The sequence below is a fragment of the Saccharopolyspora gloriosae genome (assembly GCF_014203325.1).
In the GTDB taxonomy this organism is placed as follows: domain Bacteria; phylum Actinomycetota; class Actinomycetes; order Mycobacteriales; family Pseudonocardiaceae; genus Saccharopolyspora_C; species Saccharopolyspora_C gloriosae.
The window spans coordinates 2609486-2627383 of sequence record NZ_JACHIV010000001.1; the positions used below are offsets into that span (position 1 = coordinate 2609486).

Annotated in this window: 16 protein-coding genes; 14 read left to right on the plus strand and 2 right to left on the minus strand. The window is 73.4% G+C overall.

Going from position 1 to position 17898, the window contains the following annotated elements:
* Positions 1 to 164 precede the first annotated feature (164 nt).
* The 12 genes from BJ969_RS11505 to BJ969_RS11560 all read left to right on the plus strand — a co-directional run bounded on the left by BJ969_RS11505 (position 165) and on the right by BJ969_RS11560 (position 13725).
* Positions 165 to 1559, plus strand: a complete 1395-nt coding sequence (locus tag BJ969_RS11505; protein ID WP_184478928.1) for a nucleotide sugar dehydrogenase — start codon at positions 165 to 167, stop codon at positions 1557 to 1559.
* A 7-nt stretch (positions 1560 to 1566) separates the two neighbouring features.
* Positions 1567 to 2901: a carboxylate--amine ligase gene (locus tag BJ969_RS11510; protein WP_184478929.1), complete on the plus strand. Its 1335-nt coding sequence runs from the start codon at positions 1567 to 1569 to the stop codon at positions 2899 to 2901.
* Positions 2901 to 4130: an NAD(P)-binding domain-containing protein gene (locus BJ969_RS11515; protein WP_184478930.1), complete on the plus strand. Its 1230-nt coding sequence runs from the start codon at positions 2901 to 2903 to the stop codon at positions 4128 to 4130. Before BJ969_RS11510 ends, BJ969_RS11515 begins: the two co-directional genes overlap by 1 nt.
* Positions 4127 to 5491: a sugar transferase gene (locus BJ969_RS11520; protein ID WP_246456749.1), complete on the plus strand. Its 1365-nt coding sequence runs from the start codon at positions 4127 to 4129 to the stop codon at positions 5489 to 5491. The genes BJ969_RS11515 and BJ969_RS11520 overlap by 4 nt, the downstream gene beginning before the upstream one ends.
* Entirely contained in the window at positions 5488 to 6630 is a 1143-nt protein-coding gene (locus tag BJ969_RS11525; protein WP_184478931.1) for a glycosyltransferase, read from the plus strand. Before BJ969_RS11520 ends, BJ969_RS11525 begins: the two co-directional genes overlap by 4 nt.
* A complete protein-coding gene (locus tag BJ969_RS11530; RefSeq protein ID WP_184478932.1) occupies positions 6627 to 7601 on the plus strand; it encodes an NAD-dependent epimerase/dehydratase family protein in 975 nt (324 codons plus the stop codon). Before BJ969_RS11525 ends, BJ969_RS11530 begins: the two co-directional genes overlap by 4 nt.
* 10 nt (positions 7602 to 7611) lie before the next feature.
* Positions 7612 to 8889 carry a glycosyl hydrolase family 18 protein gene (locus BJ969_RS11535; RefSeq protein WP_184478933.1) on the plus strand — a complete coding sequence of 426 codons (1278 nt, stop codon included), beginning with the start codon at positions 7612 to 7614 and terminating at the stop codon, positions 8887 to 8889.
* 13 nt (positions 8890 to 8902) lie between these two features.
* The gene (locus BJ969_RS11540) at positions 8903 to 10279 is read left to right on the plus strand and encodes a glycosyltransferase (RefSeq protein WP_184478934.1); all 1377 of its coding nucleotides are present in this window, start codon (positions 8903 to 8905) and stop codon (positions 10277 to 10279) included.
* 53 nt (positions 10280 to 10332) lie between these two features.
* A complete protein-coding gene (locus BJ969_RS11545; RefSeq protein WP_343071348.1) occupies positions 10333 to 11079 on the plus strand; it encodes a LuxR C-terminal-related transcriptional regulator in 747 nt (248 codons plus the stop codon).
* Positions 11076 to 12263: a glycosyltransferase gene (locus tag BJ969_RS11550; RefSeq protein WP_184478935.1), complete on the plus strand. Its 1188-nt coding sequence runs from the start codon at positions 11076 to 11078 to the stop codon at positions 12261 to 12263. Before BJ969_RS11545 ends, BJ969_RS11550 begins: the two co-directional genes overlap by 4 nt.
* 115 nt (positions 12264 to 12378) lie before the next feature.
* Positions 12379 to 13014, plus strand: a complete 636-nt coding sequence (locus BJ969_RS30545; RefSeq protein WP_184478936.1) for an ATP-binding protein — start codon at positions 12379 to 12381, stop codon at positions 13012 to 13014.
* 42 nt (positions 13015 to 13056) lie between these two features.
* Positions 13057 to 13725 (plus strand): LuxR C-terminal-related transcriptional regulator, encoded by a 669-nt coding sequence (locus BJ969_RS11560; protein ID WP_184478937.1) that lies wholly within the window; start codon positions 13057 to 13059, stop codon positions 13723 to 13725.
* A gap of 101 nt (positions 13726 to 13826) precedes the next feature.
* Here BJ969_RS11560 and BJ969_RS11565 read toward each other — a convergent pair whose 3' ends face one another.
* Positions 13827 to 15371 (minus strand): acetolactate synthase large subunit, encoded by a 1545-nt coding sequence (locus tag BJ969_RS11565; RefSeq protein ID WP_184478938.1) that lies wholly within the window; start codon positions 15369 to 15371, stop codon positions 13827 to 13829.
* Between the two features lie 117 nt (positions 15372 to 15488).
* Here BJ969_RS11565 and BJ969_RS11570 point away from each other — a divergent pair, with 117 nt between their 5' ends.
* Positions 15489 to 16391, plus strand: coding sequence for an alpha/beta hydrolase-fold protein (locus BJ969_RS11570; protein WP_246456752.1), 903 nt, complete (start codon positions 15489 to 15491; stop codon positions 16389 to 16391).
* Between the two features lie 14 nt (positions 16392 to 16405).
* Here BJ969_RS11570 and BJ969_RS11575 read toward each other — a convergent pair whose 3' ends face one another.
* Complete coding sequence (locus BJ969_RS11575; RefSeq protein ID WP_184478939.1) at positions 16406 to 17317, minus strand: polysaccharide pyruvyl transferase family protein; 912 nt, start codon at positions 17315 to 17317, stop codon at positions 16406 to 16408.
* Between the two features lie 239 nt (positions 17318 to 17556).
* Here BJ969_RS11575 and BJ969_RS11580 point away from each other — a divergent pair, with 239 nt between their 5' ends.
* Positions 17557 to 17757, plus strand: coding sequence for a hypothetical protein (locus BJ969_RS11580; protein ID WP_184478940.1), 201 nt, complete (start codon positions 17557 to 17559; stop codon positions 17755 to 17757).
* Positions 17758 to 17898 lie beyond the last annotated feature (141 nt).

Sequence of the window (17898 nt, forward strand, 5' to 3'; positions counted from 1 at the left end):
TACCGCTGCGCACTGCGATTCTGAAAACCGCGGACGAACAACGGCGACATCGGGCGGGCGGAACGCGGTGGGGGCCGCGACCGCCCGGCCCGACCACGGGACACCGGAACGAGCCGGCGGCGAGAACCGCGCGGCACGGGACACGCGAAACTGGGGGAGGAAACGTGACCCAGCATCACCTCGCGCTGGCGGTCAACGGCCGGGAGCGGCAGTTGTCCGGTCGGCTGGTCGCCTACCAGGACCGGTCCGAGGAGGACGCGGTCCGCCGCGTCTCCGGACTCGGAACCCGCGTGCCGAAGGCCCGGCAGGAGACGGTGGTGATCCTCGGGCTGGGCTACGTGGGCCTGCCGACCGCGTGCGGGCTGGCCGCCCGGCGTTCCAGCGTCGTCGGCGTCGACATCAGCGAAGCGCGGTTGCGGGCAGTGGCCGACGGCGACGTGGACCTGCCCGACGCGGAACGCGCGGTGCTGCACGACGCGCTCGCCGACGGATCGCTGCGCCTGGTCGACGATCCCGAGGCGCTGGCGGAAGCGGACACGGTCGTGGTGTGCGTGCCCACGCCCGTGGACGAGGACCGGGTGCCGGACCTCGCCGCGCTGCGCGGCGCGTGCGCGACGGCGGTGGCGCACGCCCGGCCCGGCCAGACGATCATCCTCACGTCCACGACGTTCGTCGGGACCACGCGGGAACTGCTGGTGGAACCGTTGCGGCGCCGCGGTTTGGGGGTCGGCACCGAGGTGCACGTGGCGTTCAGCCCGGAACGCATCGACCCCGGCAACCACGACCACGTGCAGCGCGACACCCCGCGCATCGTCGGCGGCGTCACGCCGGAGTGCTCGGCGCGGGCGGCGCGGGTGATCGGCGACCTCACGAACTCGGTGTACCTGGTCGGTTCCCCGGAGTCGGCGGAGCTGACCAAGCTGTACGAGAACATCTTCCGCGCCGTGAACCTGGCGCTGGCCAACGAGATCGCCGACATCTGCGGCGCGTTGTCGCTGGACCCGATCGAGGTGACCATCGCGGCGGGCACCAAGCCCTACGGCTTCCTCGGCAGCTTCCCCGGCCCCGGAGTCGGCGGGCACTGCATCCCGTGCGATCCGCACTACCTGCTGTGGCAGCTGCGGGAGAAGGGCGTCGCGGCACCGGTGATCGACCAGGCGATGCGCTCCATCGACCTGCGGCCGGACCAGGTGGTGCGCCGCGCCGAGAGCATGCTGGCAGCCGCCGGGACCGGCGCGATCGGGGCGCGGGTGCTGATGGCGGGGGTGAGCTACAAGGCGGGCGTGCGCGACCTGCGGGAGTCCCCGGCGCTGCCGATCATCGCCGGGCTGACTCGGCTGGGCGTGGACGTGCGCTACCACGACCCGCTGATCGGTGAGGTCGAGCTTCCCGACGGTTCCCGGCTGACCGGTGAGCCGGAACCGCGCGGCGCCGACTGGGACCTGGTCATCGTGCACACGGTGCACCCGGGGTTCGACTACGCGTGGGCGGGCGACTGCCCGCAGGTGCTGGACGCGACGTACCAGTTCGACCTGGCGCCGCACCGCCAGGTCGTGTGAGGCGGGCATGGGACCGGAGCCGGAGGGCATCGACACCGCCACGCCCGCGGTGGTGTTCAAGCTGGACCCGAACGTGCTGCACCACGGCGGGCTCGGGCTGATCCGCAGCCTGGGCCGCGTCGGGGTACCGGTGTACGCGGTGCACGAGGACCCGATGGCGCCCGCCGCGCACTCCCGCTACCTGCGGGGGCGCTGGTGGTGGCGCCCGGAGCTCGCCGACCCGGAGCGGATCAACCTGGGGCTCGCGGCGCTGGCGGAACGGCTCGGCAGGCCCGCGGTGCTGTTCCCGACCGACGACGCCGCCGCGATCCACCTGGCCGAGCACGGCGCCGCGCTGCGGCACTGGTTCCGCTTCCCGGACCCGTCACCGGAGCTGCCCCGGGAGATCGCGGGGAAGTTCACCTTGCAGGACGTGTGCCGGGACCTGGGCGTGCCGACGCCGCGCGCGGAACTCGTGCGCACCAGGGCGGAGGCGGCGGAATTCGCGGCGGAGACGGGTTTTCCGCTGGTGGCGAAGCTCGCGACGCCGTGGACGTCCGGTGGCCGCGCGAAGGTGCGCAGCACGTCGATCCTGCGGTCCCGCGCGGAACTGCTGGAGATCGCCGAGGTCTGCGAATCCCAGGACGCGGGTCTGCTGATGTTGCAGGAGTACGTGCCCGGCGGCAGCGGCAACGACTGGTTCTTCCACGCCTACCGGGGATCCGCCGGGTGCCGCCCCGCGTTCACCGGGGTGAAGCTGCGGTCCTACCCGGCGCACGCCGGGCTCACCACGCTGGGCCGGTGCGCGTCGAACACGGTGCTTCGGGCCCAGGCCTCGGAGTTGTTGCGGCGCTTGGACTTCCGCGGCATCGCGGACCTGGACTTCCGGTTCGACAGCCGCGACGGCACCTACCGGCTGCTGGACTTCAACCCGCGGCTGGGCGCGCAGTTCCGGTTGTTCCGCGACTCCGCGGGCATGGACGTGGCGCTCGCGGCCTATCTGGACCTCACCGGGCAGCCGGTGCCGGAAGGGATTCCCCCTGTGGGGCGCCGATTCCTGGTGGAGAACTACGACCCGATCGGCGCGCTGGGCTACTGGCGCCGCGGCGACCTGGGACTGCTCGGGTGGGCGCGTTCGCTGTGGGGTGTCGACGAGATGGCGTGGTTCGCCCGCGACGACCTCGCGCCCTTCGCGCTGATGTGCGGGTGGATGGGGCGCCGCGCCCTGACGCGGCGGCTCGCTCCGCGCCCGAGCGTGCAAGTGGTGGAACCGCCGCGCTTCCGCGCACGGGCGGAACGGGACGCGAGAACGGGGAATCGGCAGCGGCGACGGTCGCCGTATGCGGTCAAGGAGGGTCACTGATGAACGACACCGTCGACGTCGCCGTCGTGGGCGCCGGTCCGTACGGGCTGTCGCTGGCCGCGCACCTGCGGGCCGGCGGCGTGAGCTACCGGCACTTCGGCATCCCGATGGACCTGTGGCGCAGCAAGATGCCGCGCGGCATGTTCCTGAAATCGCAGGGATTCGCCTCGAACCTGTCCGATCCGGACCGCTCGCACACGCTGCGGAACTTCTGCCAGGAGACCGGCCGCGGCTACGCCGACTACGGCGTGCCGGTGTCCCTGGAGACCTTCACCGCCTACGCCGACTGGTTCCGCGACCAGCGCGGCCTGGACGTGGAGCAGGTGCTGGTCACCGACCTGGACCGGCGGGACGGCGTGTTCGAGCTGGAACTGGCCGACGGGAGCCGGGCCAAGGCCCGCTCCGTGGTGGTCGCCGCGGGCGTCCAGCACTTCGCGCGGACCCCGGAGGTGTTCGCGGACCTGCCGCCGGAGCTGTGCACGCACAGCTCCGAGCACACCGACCTGGCCCGGTTCGACGGCGCCGAGGTGCTGGTGATGGGCGCGGGTCAGTCCGCGTTGGAGTCGGCGGCGCTGCTGCACGAGAACGGCGCCTCGGTGAGGTTGATCGCGCGCGCCAGGGACGTGGCGTGGAACAACAGGCCGCTGCTGCCGGACCGGCCGCTGCTGCGGCGGATGCGGGAGCCGGAGGCGGGGCTCGGCTCGGGCCTGTCGACCTGGTTCTACTCCGAGCACCCCGACCTGTTCCGGCACCTGCCGGAGGGGCAGCGGGTGTTCCGGGCGCGCACGGCGCTCGGCCCGGCCGGGGCGTGGTGGCTGCGCAGTCGCGTGGAGGGCGTCTTCCCGGTGCACGTCGGGCACACCGTCGACTGGGCGAAGACGGTCGGTGAGCAGGTGAAGCTGGGAGTGCGCACCTTCGGCGGCGGTGGTCGCGAGTTCACCGCCGACCACGTGGTGTGCGCCACGGGGTATCCGCCGGACCTGGAGCGGTTCGGGTTCCTGAACCCGCGGCTGCGGTCCCGGTTGCGGACCTTGGCGCGCACGCCGCGGGTGGACGCCCACTTCGAGTCCTCGGTGCCGGGCCTGTTCTTCGTCGGTGCCTCGGTGGCGCCGAGCCACGGGCCGGTGATGCGGTTCGTCTACGGCTCGGACCACGCGGTGCGGCGGGTCAGCGCGCGGCTGTCGTCCTCGGCGCCGAAGAGCCGGGTGCCCGCCGGAGCCGCCGGATGAGCATCGCCGACCTGCGGCCCGGCCCCGGCCCGATGCCGTGTGCGCTGCGCTCCCCGGTGCGAACCGGGGAGCGCGCGGCGCCGCGGCTGCTGCCGGTGGTGCTGTGGCCGGTGGTCGACGCGGCCGCGCTGACCGCGGTCGCGTTCGCGATGGGTGTGCCGGGGTTGCCCGGCGCGCTGTACGTGGCGGTGGTGCTGGTGGTGCTGGCCGTCGACGGCGGGCAGCGGCTGCGGATCTGCCTGCGCGTCGGGGACCAGGTGCCGCGGCTCGCGGGGGCCGCCGCGGTGCCCGCGGCGCTGCTGGTGCCGTGGACCGAATCCGGGTGGCTGGCACCGGCCGGCGCGGGCGCGCTGGTGCTGGCGCGCGGTGCGGGCGGCGCGGGGATGCGCGCGGCGCACCGCCGGGGCCTGCTCGTCGAGCCGGTGCTGATCGTCGGCGCCGGTCCCGTCGGGACGCGGCTGGCCCGCGCGTTGCGGGAGCACCCGGAGTTCGGCCTGCGACCGGCGTTCCTCGCGGACGGACCGGCCGGGGACGGGACGCCGGTGCTGGGACGCCCGCAGCGCCTCGGTGAGCTGGTGGTCCGCCACCGGGCCACCCGGGTGATCCTCTGCGCCGGGGACACCGACGCGGACCTGGTCTCGATCGTGCGGGACTGCCGGCCGCTGCCCGCTGAGGTCTACCTGGTGCCGAGCCTGCCGGAGCTGGGCGTGGCGGTGCCGCAGCGCTTCCTCGACGAGGTCTGGGGAGTGCCGCTGGTTCCGCTGCGCCGGTTCGCGCACACCGGCGCGGCGGTGCGCGCGAAGCGGGCGTTCGACGTGGTCGTCGCCGGTGCGCTGCTGGTGCTGCTGGCGCCGGTGCTGCTGGTGCTGGCCGCGGCGGTGCGCCTCGGCGGGGGAGGGGCCGCGCTGTTCCGGCAGCGCCGCGTCACCGGCGCCGGCCGGTCGGCCACCGTCGTCAAGCTGCGCACGGTGCCGGTCGGCTCGGAGCAGGGCTGGTCGGTGTGCGCCACCGACACGACGCCGCTGAGCCGCTGGTTGCGCGGCACCCACTTCGACGAGCTGCCGCAGCTGGGCAACGTGCTGCGCGGCGAGATGTCCGTGGTGGGGCCGCGCCCGGAGCGGCCCTGCTACGCCGAACGGTTCGCCCGCGAAATCCCGCGCTACCACGACCGGCACCGGGTGCGCGGCGGCATGACGGGGTGGGCGCAGGTGCACGGCCTGCACGGGGACACCTCGATCCCGGAACGGGCCGAGTTCGACAACCGCTACATCGAGAACTGGACGCCGTGGCTGGACGTGGTGGTCGTGGCCAGGACGGTCGGCATCGTGCTGACCACCGCTATGGGGGGAGGACAGCGATGAAGGTTCTGCACGTGATCACCGGTCTGGGGGTCGGTGGCGCCGAGCTGCAGCTGAGGTCGATCCTGCAGCACACCAGGCACGAATCGGAGGTGCTCGCGCTCTACAACCCGGGTGACGTCGCAGGGATGATCACCGGGGACGGGGTCCGGGTCCGCGACCTGGGCATGACCAGCAACACGCAGCTGGGCGCGGTGCTGCGGATGCGGGCGCTGATCCGCGAGGGCGGCTACGACGTGGTGCACACCCACCTGTACCGGGCGTGCGTCTACGGCAAGCTCGCCGCGTGCCTGGCCGGAACGCCCGTGGTGGTCGGCACCGAGCACTCGATCGGCGAGACGCACCTGGAGCGCAGGCGGATGACCGCCGGGGTCCGCGGCCTCTACCTCGGCACCGACGTGTTCGCGCAGCGGACGATCGCGGTGTCGCAGACGGTCGCCGACCGGCTCGCGAAGTGGGGGATGCGCGGGGACAAGATCAGCGTGATCCCGAACGGGGTGGACTTCGGCCGCGTCAGCTTCGACCCGGCCGCCCGCGCGCGGGTCCGCGCGGAGCACGGCATCGACGAGCGGGCCCACGTGATCGGCGTGCTCGGCAGGCTCGACCCGAACAAGCGCTTCGACATGGTGATCGAGGCCGCGGCCCCGCTGCTGGGCGAGGGCGGGAAGCTGCTCGTCGTCGGCGGCGGCGCCGAACGGGAGAAGCTGGAGGCGCTGGCCGCGGAGCTCGGCGTGGCCGAGCACGTGGTGTTCGCCGGTGAGCGCCACGACGTCTCCGCGATGCTCTCCGCGTTCGACCTGTTCGTGGCGTCCTCGGCGCAGGAGACCTTCGGGTTGTCGGTGTTGGAGGCGCTGGCCAACGGGATGCCGGTGCTCTACACGACGTGCCCGGCGCTGGACGGCGTGCGGACCGACCGGGCCCGGCAGGTCCCGGGCGACGTCGAAGGCATGCGCAAGGAGATCACCGCCGAGGTCACCGACCGGCGCCCGCGCGGCGACGTGCCGGTGATCCGCGACCTGTACGGCATCGAGGCCGTCACCGGCCGCATCGACGACCTCTACGAACGGCTGCACTCCACGACCCGGCGCGGGGCGGGGCTGAACCGGCCGCTGGCCGCGGAGCAGGGCGGGGGTGCGCGATGAGGGCGCTGGTCACCGGAGCCGCCGGTTTCATCGGCTCGCACCTGGTCGAACACCTGCTTGCCGAGGGGCACACCGTGCTCGGCGTGGACGACCTCAGCACCGGCAGCACGGCGAACCTGCCGCAGGACGCGCCGGCCTTCCGCTTCGTGCAGGGCACCATCCTCGACGGTTCCCTCATCGACGACCTCGTGTCCGAAGTGGACGTCGTGTTCCACCTGGCGGCGGCGGTGGGGGCGTTCGTCATCCAGGAGCGCACGCTGCGCAGCCTGCTCACCAACGTGCACGGCACCGAGAACGTGCTCGATTCCGCACACCGCCACGGAGCGCGGGTGCTGGTGGCCTCCACCAGCGAGATCTACGGCAAGAACACCAAACCGGGCTTGTCCGAGACCGATGACAGGCTGATCGGCTCACCGCTCAAGACCCGCTGGACCTACTCCGAGGCCAAGGCGATCGACGAGAGCCTGACCTGCTCCTACGTCCGGGAACTCGGGTTGGACGCGGTGATCGTGCGGTTGTTCAACACGGTCGGCCCCCGGCAGACCGGTCGCTACGGCATGGTCATCCCGCGGCTGGTCGGCCAGGCGCTCGACGACCGGCCGCTGACCGTGTTCGGCACCGGGCACCAGGTCCGCTGCTTCTGCCACGTGCTCGACGTGGTGCCCGCGCTGGTGCGGCTGGTGGACGTCCCGGAGGCGAACGGGACCGCGATCAACCTCGGCAGCACCGAGCAGGTGTCCATCATGGAGCTCGCGACGAAGGTGCTGGAGCTGACCGGATCGAACGCCGGGGTCGTGAAGATGTCCTACGAGGACGCCTACGGGCCCGGTTACGAGGACCTGCAACGCCGGGTGCCGGACTGCGCGAAGGCGCGGGCGCTGATCGGCTTCCAGCCCACCCGCACGCTCGACGACATCGTTCGCGCCGTCATCGACGAGCAGACGCGCGCGGCGCAGGTCGTGTCGGCGTAGCGGAGGGGACATGCACGACGACGGGGTGCGGGAGGGCGAACGGGATGAAGTGGCGACGGGTGCGGGGGCCGCTGCGAGCGGTGGGCTCGGCGCGAAGCTCGCGACGTGGTGGCGCCGGGTGCGGACCGGATCCGGGGAACCCGAGCCGGAACGGGACGGGCCGCCGCCGTGGGACCTGGACCGGGCGCGGAGTCCCCGCGCCCGGCGCGTGCGCCACTTCGGCGGGTCGATCTGGTTCATCGCGCTCATCGCGATCGCCGCGCTGCTGGTGGTCGTGATGGCCGCGCCGCGCATGATGTCGCCAGCGAAACCCGGCACGCTCGTGGTGGCCTCGCTGCCGTTCTGGAACCTGGGCAACGGGACGGCGACCGTGGTCGCCAACCGGGACTCGGTGAACGAGGTGTCGCCGTGGATCTACGGGCTCGGCGACGACGGCACCATCACCCACCAGTTCCCGCCGGAGCGGACCGCCGAGGTCTCCGAGCAGGTCGACAAGTTGCGCGACGCGGGCGTGCCGGTGGTGGCGTCGCTGGCCAACATCACCGACGGCCGCTGGGCGTACGGGCCGGTCGCGAAGGTGCTGCACGATCCGCGGCTGCGGAACCGGCACGTGCGGGAGATCGTCGCGCTGGTCGAGCGGGAGGACTACGCGGGCATCGACATCGACTACGAGAACCTGCGCGCGGGCGACCGGGAGGTGTTCAGCGCGTTCGTCACCGAACTCGGCGCCGCGCTGCACGCGGAGCGCAGAACGCTGTCGGTGGCGGTGTTCGCGAAGGACAGCGACGCCGGCTACGACGAGCGCAACGTGGCGCAGGACTTCGCCGCCATCGGCCGCGCCGCCGACCAGGTCCGGCTGATGGGCTACGACTTCCACTGGGGGACCTCACCGCCTGGACCGGTCGCGCCGATCGGCTGGGTGCGCGAGGTCGTGCAGTACGCCAAGACGCAGATCCCGCCCGAGCGGATCGTGCTGGGCATCCCGCTCTACGGCTACGACTGGGTCGGAAACCAGGGCGCCAACGTCACCTGGCTGCAGGCGTTCCAGCTCGCCACCAAGCACCGCGCGGAGACGCACTACGACCCGGTGAGCCAGACCCCCTGGTTCCGCTACACCGACGAGGGCGGCCGGGAGCACGAGGTGTGGTTCGAGAATTCGGTCAGCTCCAAGGCGAAGTTCGAGGTGGCCCGCGGATCCGGGATCCGCGGCGTCTACCTGTGGATGTACGGCTACGAGGACACCGCCACCTGGAACCGGGTCGCGGAAAGCCTGCCGGTGGACGAATGAGGGGGACGGTGTCGTGATCCCGTGGTGGGTGCTGGCGATCGCGGTCTTCGGCGCGAACTTCACGCTGTGGGGCCTGATCGGGTTGTTGCGGGTGCTCGACGGTTGGCACGGTTCGCTGCGCACGCGGATGCGCCCGCGCAAGGCCGTGGTCACCGATCTGCAGGCGCACCGCGAGAAGAAGGCGGAACCCGGCAGGCACCGCCTGCGGCGGGCGACGAACCTGAAGCTCACCGACGTCGCGGTGCTCATCGCCGCGCACGACGAGGAACTCGTCATCCGGGAGAGCCTGCGGGCGATCACCGCGCTGATCCCGCCGAAGCAGGTGCACGTCGTGTCCGACGGGTCCTCGGACCGCACCGTGGAATTCGCCCGCCGCGCCGGGGTGAACGTGATCAGCACCGAGGAGAACGTCGGCAAGGCGGGCGCGTTGCAGGTCGGCATCCGCCGGTTCCGGCTGGTCCGCCGGTTCCGCCTGGTGATGCTGCTGGACGCCGACACGCGCGTCGAACCGGGCTACTTCGGCGCCGCGCTGCCGCTGTTCGACGATCCGGACGTGGTCGCCGTGGCCGGGTGCGTGCGCACCTCGTGGCGGGACCGGTCGTTGTCCTTCTCGGGCAGGCTGGTGGCGTTCCACCGGCAGCGGATCTACTCGATGACGCAGTACCTGCTGAAGTTCGGCCAGACCTGGCGCCACGTCAACGCCACGCACATCGTCCCGGGCTTCGCCAGCCTCTACCGCACCGACGTGCTGCCGAACATCGAGGTGAACCCGCCGGGACTGGTCATCGAGGACTTCAACATGACCTTCGAGGTCTACCAGAAGCGGCTCGGCAAGGTCGGGTTCACGCCCACGGCGGTGGCCGAGACCCAAGACCCGGGCACGATGCGCGACTACGTGCGCCAGTCGAAGCGGTGGTCGCTCGGGCTGTGGCAGACGGTGCGCAGGCACCCGCCGAAGCCGAACCTGTTCACCGCGATGCTCTCGCTGCTGCTGCTGGAACTGCTCACCAGCAGCATCATGCTGGTGCTGCTGCCCCTGGTGCTGCTGGTGCTGCTCGTCCCGGAGCTGGCGGGCGGCGCGCTGGCGGTGCCGTGGTTCGCCGGGACCTACGAGGCGGTGTCCGGCTACTTGACGATTCCCGCGCTGCTGCTGGGAATCGTGCTGCCGGACCTGCTGCTGACGTGCGTGGTGACGCTGATCCAGCGGCAACCCCGGTTCCTGCTCTACGCGTGGCTGTTCCTGCCGCTGCGGGTGCTGGACTCGGCGATCGCGCTGTCGTCGCTGCCGCTGGCGTGGTGGTCGAGCTCCAACGGCCGGTGGAGCAGCCCGCGCCGCCACAGCATCGACCCGGCAGCCGACACCCCCGGCGTGGACGCGCGCGTCGGGTGAGGCCGTCGGGATTCACCCGGTTCTCCCGGTCTCGTCGGGTGCCGCTCCCGCAGGTGGATGAGGACTTCCGGGCGGCCGGGCGCGACGGTGAGGGGGTGAACGTGCTGCGGCTGCTGATGGTGGACGACCACCTCATGCTCACGGAGGCGTTGAGCGCCAGGCTCTCCGACGTCGGCGACATCTGGGTGGTCGGCCGCTGCGCCACCGACGATCCGAGGCTGCCCGCGACGGTCGACCGGTTGCGCCCCGACGTCGTGACCCTCGACGTGGACCCGGTGACCTCCACCGGGGACCTGGTGGAGGCGGTGCTGCTGCGGCGCCCCTCGACGCGGGTCGTGGTGCTCACCGGTGGGCTCGACCGGCAGCGCGCGGTCGACGCGGCGCGGGCCGGTGCGGCCGGGTGGGTGCCGAAGGAGTGCGGGGTGGAGGAGCTGACGACCGTGCTGCGCGGCGTGTGCGCGGGCCACGCCTGGTTCCCGCCGGAAGTGCTCGGCGAGATCCTGCTGCGGCTGCGGGAGGACGTGGCGCGCGCCGGTCGCCGGGACGGGCCGCTGGACGTGCTCAGCGACCGGGAGCGCGACGTGCTGCGCGGCATGGTCGACGGCAAGCGCGGCAGCCGCATCGCGGAGGAGCTGCGGATCTCCGTGGAGACCGTCCGCACCCACACCCGCAGCATCCTCGCGAAGCTGCGGGTGCACTCCCAGCTGGAGGCGGTGAGCGTGGCCGCCGCCGCGGGCCTGCGCACGAACCCGGCCGCGCCCGGCGCCGCCGGGGAGCTCTCCCCGCCGGATCCCCGATGAGCCGCAGGAGGCGCGTCGCCACGATCATCACCAGGCTCGAAGGCGGCGCGGGGGTGATGGCGCTGCGCGGGGCGCTGGGGCTGGATCCGCGCGAGTTCGACGTCACCGTGATCACCGGAAGCGGCGGCCGGTTGCTGCGCGAAGCGGCCGAAGCGGGGCTGCCGACGGTGCTCGAACCGGCGTTGCGCGCGCCGATCTCCCCGGGCCACGACCTGCGCGCGCTGCGGCGGCTCACCGCGCTGCTGCGGCGCGGGGATTTCGACGTCGTGCACACCCACTGCGCGAAAGCCGGGGTGCTCGGCAGGATCGCGGCCCGCCGCACCGGGGCGGGCCGGATCGTGCACTCCTACCACGGCTTCCCGTTCCACGAGTTCCAGCGCGCACCGCGCAGGCGGGCGTACCTGGCGGTGGAGCGGGCGCTGGGCGAGGTCACCGACGTCGCGTTGTGCGTCGGCACCGGGGTGGCGGTGGAGGCGGTGCGGCGCGGCCTCGTCGCACCGGAACGGGTCCGCACCACCGGCGTCGCGGTGCGCCCGGTGGAGATCCGCCCCGGTCGCGCCCGCCGCGCGCTGGGGCTGCCGCCGTCGGCGACGGTCGTCGGCGCGGTGGGCAGGCTCGTTTACCAGAAGGCACCGGAGGACTGGGTCCGCGCGCTGGCGGCGCTGCGCCGACGGGACGTGATCGGCGTGTGGATCGGCGACGGGGAGCGCGCCGCGCGGGTGCGCACGGCGGCGACGCGGCTCGGCGTGCGCGTCGAACTGGCCGGGGAACGCCCGGACGCGGCGGAACTGGTGCCGGCGTTCGACGTGTTCGTGCAGTCCAGTCGCTACGAAGGCCTGCCGCTGGCGGTGGTGGAGGCGATGAGCGCCGAGGTGCCCGTGGTGGCGACCGCGGTGAACGCGATCGGCGACGTGGTCGTGCCGGGCATGACGGGCCTGCTGGTGCCCCCGGCTCGCCCGGACCTGCTGGGCTCGGCCGTCGAAAGCCTGCTGGCCGAGCCGGGTTGGGCGGCCGGGCTCGCCGCCGCGGCCCGCGCTCGGGTGGCGGGCGTGCACACCGAGGTCGCGCTCGCGGCGGACCTCGCCGCCGCGTACCGGCCGGACCCGGTGACTCCGGCCGCTAGCGGGTCACGGCCCTCCGGTGCCGTGGTGGACCTCCCGGCGTACATCCGTGACCTGCGGTGACCGTCATCCCCTGAAGGAATGAGACTGCAACGTGCGGGCCCCGGATCCGCGACGACCCGGTTAGCACGGCCGGCGCGGATCCGGCCACGTCATCTCGGAGCGGAGGGGAGCGGTGGTGCGAACCGAATCCTTGCCCGCGCCTGCACCGCCGGCAGCGGAACGGTGCCTGCGCGGCTTGCTGCACGACCTGGGGCACGGCTTGGCCGCCGTCTCGTACCTGGCCGAAGGGATGCGCGCCGACGGTGCGCTGCCGCCCGCGGCGACGGACCGCCTGGAGGTGATGAGCCAGGAGTTGGCGAGGCTGCTGGACCTGGTCGCCTCCGGCGCGGCGCCCGCGGAGCCGGTCCCGGTGGAGCTGCACGGCCTGCTCGGTCGGCTCGCGACCGCCCGCGCCCGAGCGGGGGCGCCGACGCTGCTGGTGCGGCCGGGCGCGCCGGTGCCGGTGCGGGCCGACGCGACCGCGGTGTGGCGGATGCTGTCGAACCTGCTGGACAACGCGATGCGGGCGGCGGGCCCGCACGGCGTCGTCGAACTGGGCATCACCCGCTCACCGGCGGCGGAGCCGGGCGGCGGAACCGCGACCGTGGAGATCTCCGACGACGGGCCCGGTTTCGGCCGCGGACCGGACGGTGCCGCGGGTCTCGGACTGGGCATCGTGACGGGTTTGGCGCAGGAATGCGGGGCGCGGCTGCACCTGGATCCGGCTCCGCTGCGGGGAACGCGGGCGCGGCTGGTGTTCCCGGTGGCCTGACACCGCCCGGCTGGCGACGTACGGCGACGATGGGGGAGTTCGATGGGGGACGGTTCAACGCGGGTGCTGCTCGGCGACGACCACACGATCTTCGTGGACGCGCTCGTCGCGGCGTTGTCCGCGCGCGGCTTCCCGGTGGTCGGCACGGCGGGCTCGCTGGCGGGCACGGTCGCCGCGGTGCGCAGGTTCGCACCGGACATCTGCCTGCTCGACCGGTTCTTCGGCGACGGCGACGGCGTGGCGCGGTTGGGGGAGGTCCGCGCCGCCGGTCCCGGCACGAAGATCGTGGTGCTCACCGCCGACGGCGACGCGCACGGGGTCCGCGGCGCCTTGTCGGCGGGGGCGGCCGGATACGTGAACAAGATGTGCGGCCTGGAGATCCTGCTCGACGCGCTCGACGCGGTCGCGGCCGGGGAGACGGTCGTCTCGCTCGCCGCGACCAGGGTCCCGTCGCAGCAGCAGCGCGGCGACGCCCTCGACGCCCGCAAGCTCGCCTCCTACTTGACCGCCCGGGAACGCGAATGCCTCGGCCTGCTCACGGAAGGGGCGCAGACGGCGACGATGGCCAAGTCCCTCGGCGTCTCCCCGACGACGGTCCGCACACACGTGCAGGCGGTGCTCACCAAGCTCGGCGTCCACTCCCGCCTCGAAGCGGCCTCCCTCGCCCTCCGCCACGACCTCCTCGAAACCCGCACGCTCGCCGGCCGGTGAGAGGGCGACCGCAGCGCCCCGCTCACCGCCGCAACGGCGTATCAGCCGCGGGAAGCCCGCGGCGCTCGCAAGCGGAGCGCTCAGCGCCTGCGGCGGGGCCGTCAGGGCAGGACTGCCTCGACGAGGTGCGGACCCGGTTCCGCGTAGGCGTTCTCCAGGGCGGCGGTCAGTTCCTCGCCGGTGGTGGCGCGCACCGCGGGGACGCCGAAGCCGGTGGCCAGCGCAACCCAGTCGACGGCGGGGGCGCCGAGGTCGGTCATGCCGGTCGCCGCCGGGCCGGGTTCGCGGACGCCGGCCCGGCCCAGCTCGGCCTCCAGGATGCGGTACCGGGAGTTCGCGCAGATCACCGTCGTCACGTCGAGCCGTTCGCGCGCCTGCGTCCAGAGCCCCTGGACGGTGTAGGCGGCGCTGCCGTCGGCCTGCAGGTTGATCACCGGGCGGTCCGGGCAGGCGAGCGCTGCCCCGGTGGCGACCGGGATGCCCATGCCGATCGCGCCGCCGGTCAGCCCCAACTCGGTGTGCGCGGGCGCGGCGGACGCCACCGCCGGGTAGGCCGCCGCCGCGGTGACGCCCTCGTTCACGATGATCGACCGGTCGGGCTGGCTGAGCGCGATGGCAATGGCGACGGCCTTCGCGTGCAGCTCGCCGCGCGGCGAGCGCAGCGCGGGCCGTTCCCGCACCGGCGGTTCGACGCTGGTCGCGCCGGTGGCGTCGGCGACGGCGCCGAGCGCGTCGACGGCGTCCTCGTCGAGGTCGGCGAGCGTGTGCACTTGGACGTGCTCCGGCACCGGAACGCTGGGCTGTCCCCGATATCCGAAGAACGCCACCGGAATGCCGGTGCCGACCAGCACCAGGTGCGTGTAGTCCTGCAGCGCGGTGAGGGTGTCCTCCGGGAAGTACGGCAGCGACCGCACCGCGGGCACGTCCGGGCCGCGCTCGATGCGCGCCGGGTTGCGCTCGGCGAACACGTCACCGCCGGTCACCGCGGCGATCCGGGCGCCCAGCCGGATCCCGTCCGCGCCGAGCGCCGCCCCGCCGAGCAGCAGCGCGGGACGACCAGGCCCGGCCAGCAACTTCGCGATGCCCGCGACCCGGTGCCGGTCCACGGCGGCCGGCGCCGGTTCCGGTGGTACGGCGGCGGTTTCGCCCCCGTCGTCCCACATGTGGTCCGCGGCGGCGATCAGCGTCGCCGGCATCCGATCCCGCAGCGCGGCCTGGCGGGCGTCGAGGAACTCCGACGCCGCGGCGGCGGCACCGCTGGTGCGGCCCACCCATCCCGACACCGGGCGGGCCAGCGAGTCGATGTCGGCGGCCAGCGGCGGATCCGCGGCCTGGTGCCAGGTGGCGTGCTCGCCGATCACGTTGATGACGGGGGTGCGGGCGCGCCGCGCGTTGTGCAGGTTCGCGATGCCGTTGGCGAATCCCGGACCGAGGTGCAGCAGCGTCATCGCGGGACGTCCGGCCATCCGGGCGTACCCGTCGGCGGCGCCGGTCACGACGCCCTCCGCGAGACCGAGCACGGTGCGGATCCCGCCGACCGAGTCGAACGCCTCCACCAGCGGCAGCTCCGTCGTGCCGGGATTCGCGAAGCACACCGCCACACCCGCGTCCCGCGCCGCCGCGAGCAGGCTCTCCGCACCGTTCACGCCATCCCCTTCCACCGACGTTTCCTCGGGTCATGCTGAACGTGGTCGGCCTCGCGGACAAGCATCAGGGGCCTCGGTAAGGTGTCGGGGGGACCTTGACGACGTGGTGGCAGGCGGATGCGGAACGTGAAACTGGGGCGGCGGAGCCTGCTCTCCTTGATGGGTGCGGCGGCGACCGGTGCCGCCGTGGGCGCGTGCGGGCGATCGGAACCCGGGCAGGCCACGGCGGAGGCACCGCTGCGCAGACCGATGCCGAGGACTCCGGCGGCGACCGGGCCGGTGCTGAGCGTGGACGCGGAGCGCTCCCACTACCGGGACGGGGACGTGCAGCTCATGTTCGCGTTCCCGACCGGCCTGGAGCGCACCGAGAACCTGCCGATCGTGCTGTACCTGCACGGCAGGGACGGGATGAGCCCGACGCCGATCCCGTACGAGACGCTGAGCAAGCTGGAGACGGAGTACGCCAACGGGGCGCTGCCGCCGTTCGGCCTGCTCGCGGTGGACGGCGGGTTCAACTCGTACTGGAACGACGGCTCCGCCAACGGCGACCTCATGAGCATGCTGCTCGAAGAGGTCCCGGCGTGGCTGCGCGCCCGGCGGCTCGGCGACCGCGACGGCCTGCCCTTCGCCGTCGCCGGAATATCGACCGGCGGTTTCGGCGCGTTGAACTACGCCGCCGAGCGCACCGAGGTGGGGCTGCCCGTCGAAGCAGCCGCACTGCTGGCGCCCGCGCTGCCGGTGACCTGGGAGCACATGCAGGAGAAGGGCGTGTTCGCCACCGAGCAGGACTGGATCGAGACGGACCCGCTGCACCACACCGAGCAGCTGGGCGACGTCCCGGTCGGCGTCTGGATCGGTGACGCCGACGTGTACCTGGAAGGCGCGGAACGCCTCGCGCAGGAGTACCCGAACACCCCGGTCCTGTCGGTGCTGCCCGGCAACCACGACGCGACCGTGTTCGACGTCGTCGGCGCGGACATGCTGCGGTTCCTCGGAACGGGAGTGCCGGCCGAAGGCTGACCCGCCGAACGGGCTCACCCGGGCGTGCGCAGGTGCTCGACGAGGTCCGAGAGCTGCCGCTGCCCGGACTCCGCGGCGTGCGCGGCGCGGGTCAGCGCCTGCTCCCGCGCCTCCGGGCCGAGGCACCACTGCCACCGCCGGTCGAGGACCGCGCCCGCGTGCCCGTCGCCGCCGGAGATCAGCTCCTCGCTGGAGAGCACCGCGGGCCACTGCCAGGCCACGCCCTGCGCGGACACCTTCCCGCCGCCGGCGACCGGATCCACGGCCAGCGCCGGAACGCCCTGCGCGAGCGCGAAGACCAGGCCGTGCAGGCGGGAGGTCACCACCGCGTCGGCGCGGGCCAGCACCGCCGCGAACTGGTCGACCGTGGAGCACACCCGGGCGTTGACCCGATCCAGCCGCGGATCGATCGGCATCGGCGCGAAATCGGTGCGGGCGATCCAGTTCAGCACGTACCGGTGCACGCTGTCGTGCCTGCGCAGCGGGCCGTACTCGCGGCGGCCGTGGGACACCACGATCGCCGCGACCGGGGTCGGGCTGATCGAGGCGCTCGCGGCGAGGTCCCGCGACGCGGGCAGCAGCGGGCGGTCGCGGGCCAGCACGGAGCCGAAGCCCTGCACGGCGGTGGAGCGCTCGTCGATGACGGTGACGCCGACCGCGATGCGCCTGCACCGGTCGTAGCGCAGGTGCAGGTCGTCGAGCTGCCTGCCGTGCGCGGGGCCGCCGACGAACACCAGGTCGGTGTACTTGTCGGGGGCCGCGTCGTCGAGGGTCAGCGAGCCGGGGGCCAGCACCGGGCTCCACGCCGTGTCGCACGGAATTCCGGCGGTGGTCAGCGCTATCTCCACCCGGCGCATCGCCGCCACGTCACCGGCGTTGACCTCGGCGTGCAGGAAGCTGGGCCAGCCCGTGATCAGTACCCGCACGTGAGCCCCCTCATCGACGTCCCCGCCTCCCCGAGGTGCCCGGCGGCGGCCTCGTCCAACCGCGAGCGCCCCGCATCCGGGGTGAGCTCGCTCGCACTCCGGCGCGGTTTTCCCCCACTCGCGCCACAACCGTGCTCCCGCGCCTCAGCGCCTGCCGGACCAGGACTTTCGGCCGTGTCGCCGTAGTGCCCGGCTGGCAGTATCGGCGACCGCACTGACCACTCGGGGGAGGAAGACTCATGCACGCGAAACCCACGCCACAACAAGCGGATGCGCACGAGCCGACTCCGCAGGAACGGGCGCGGGCGGTGCGCGCCACCGCGCACCACGCGCAGGACGCCGACCAGCTGGCAGAGCTGCTGGACATGCTGGGGCTCGCTCCGGAAGAGGGAAATCCGATACCGCAGGCGAGATCCGGCGGTCCTGCCTCAGCCGCGTGACCCGGTGGTCGCGGCACCGGTCCGAATCCGGTGTCGCGACCGTCCCGGCGGCATCGCTCGCGACCTCCGGGGCGCTCGGCCACTCCGGTGAATTCCCTCGCTCTACGCCGGACCGCTGCGTTAGGTTCCCGTTGAGAGGCA

Excerpts from the sequence above, each read along its gene's own strand:
- BJ969_RS11570 (WP_246456752.1), top strand. The coding sequence starts at position 15,489 with ATGCGGAACGTGAAACTGGGGCGGCGGAGCCTGCTCTCCTTGATGGGT.
- BJ969_RS11525 (WP_184478931.1), top strand. The coding sequence starts at position 5,488 with ATGAAGGTTCTGCACGTGATCACCGGTCTGGGGGTCGGTGGCGCCGAG.
- BJ969_RS11560 (WP_184478937.1), top strand. The coding sequence starts at position 13,057 with ATGGGGGACGGTTCAACGCGGGTGCTGCTCGGCGACGACCACACGATC.
- BJ969_RS11530 (WP_184478932.1), top strand. The coding sequence starts at position 6,627 with ATGAGGGCGCTGGTCACCGGAGCCGCCGGTTTCATCGGCTCGCACCTG.
- BJ969_RS11550 (WP_184478935.1), top strand. The coding sequence starts at position 11,076 with ATGAGCCGCAGGAGGCGCGTCGCCACGATCATCACCAGGCTCGAAGGC.
- BJ969_RS11515 (WP_184478930.1), top strand. The coding sequence starts at position 2,901 with ATGAACGACACCGTCGACGTCGCCGTCGTGGGCGCCGGTCCGTACGGG.
- BJ969_RS11520 (WP_246456749.1), top strand. The coding sequence starts at position 4,127 with ATGAGCATCGCCGACCTGCGGCCCGGCCCCGGCCCGATGCCGTGTGCG.
- BJ969_RS11535 (WP_184478933.1), top strand. The coding sequence starts at position 7,612 with ATGCACGACGACGGGGTGCGGGAGGGCGAACGGGATGAAGTGGCGACG.
- BJ969_RS11580 (WP_184478940.1), top strand. The coding sequence starts at position 17,557 with ATGCACGCGAAACCCACGCCACAACAAGCGGATGCGCACGAGCCGACT.
- BJ969_RS11510 (WP_184478929.1), top strand. The coding sequence starts at position 1,567 with ATGGGACCGGAGCCGGAGGGCATCGACACCGCCACGCCCGCGGTGGTG.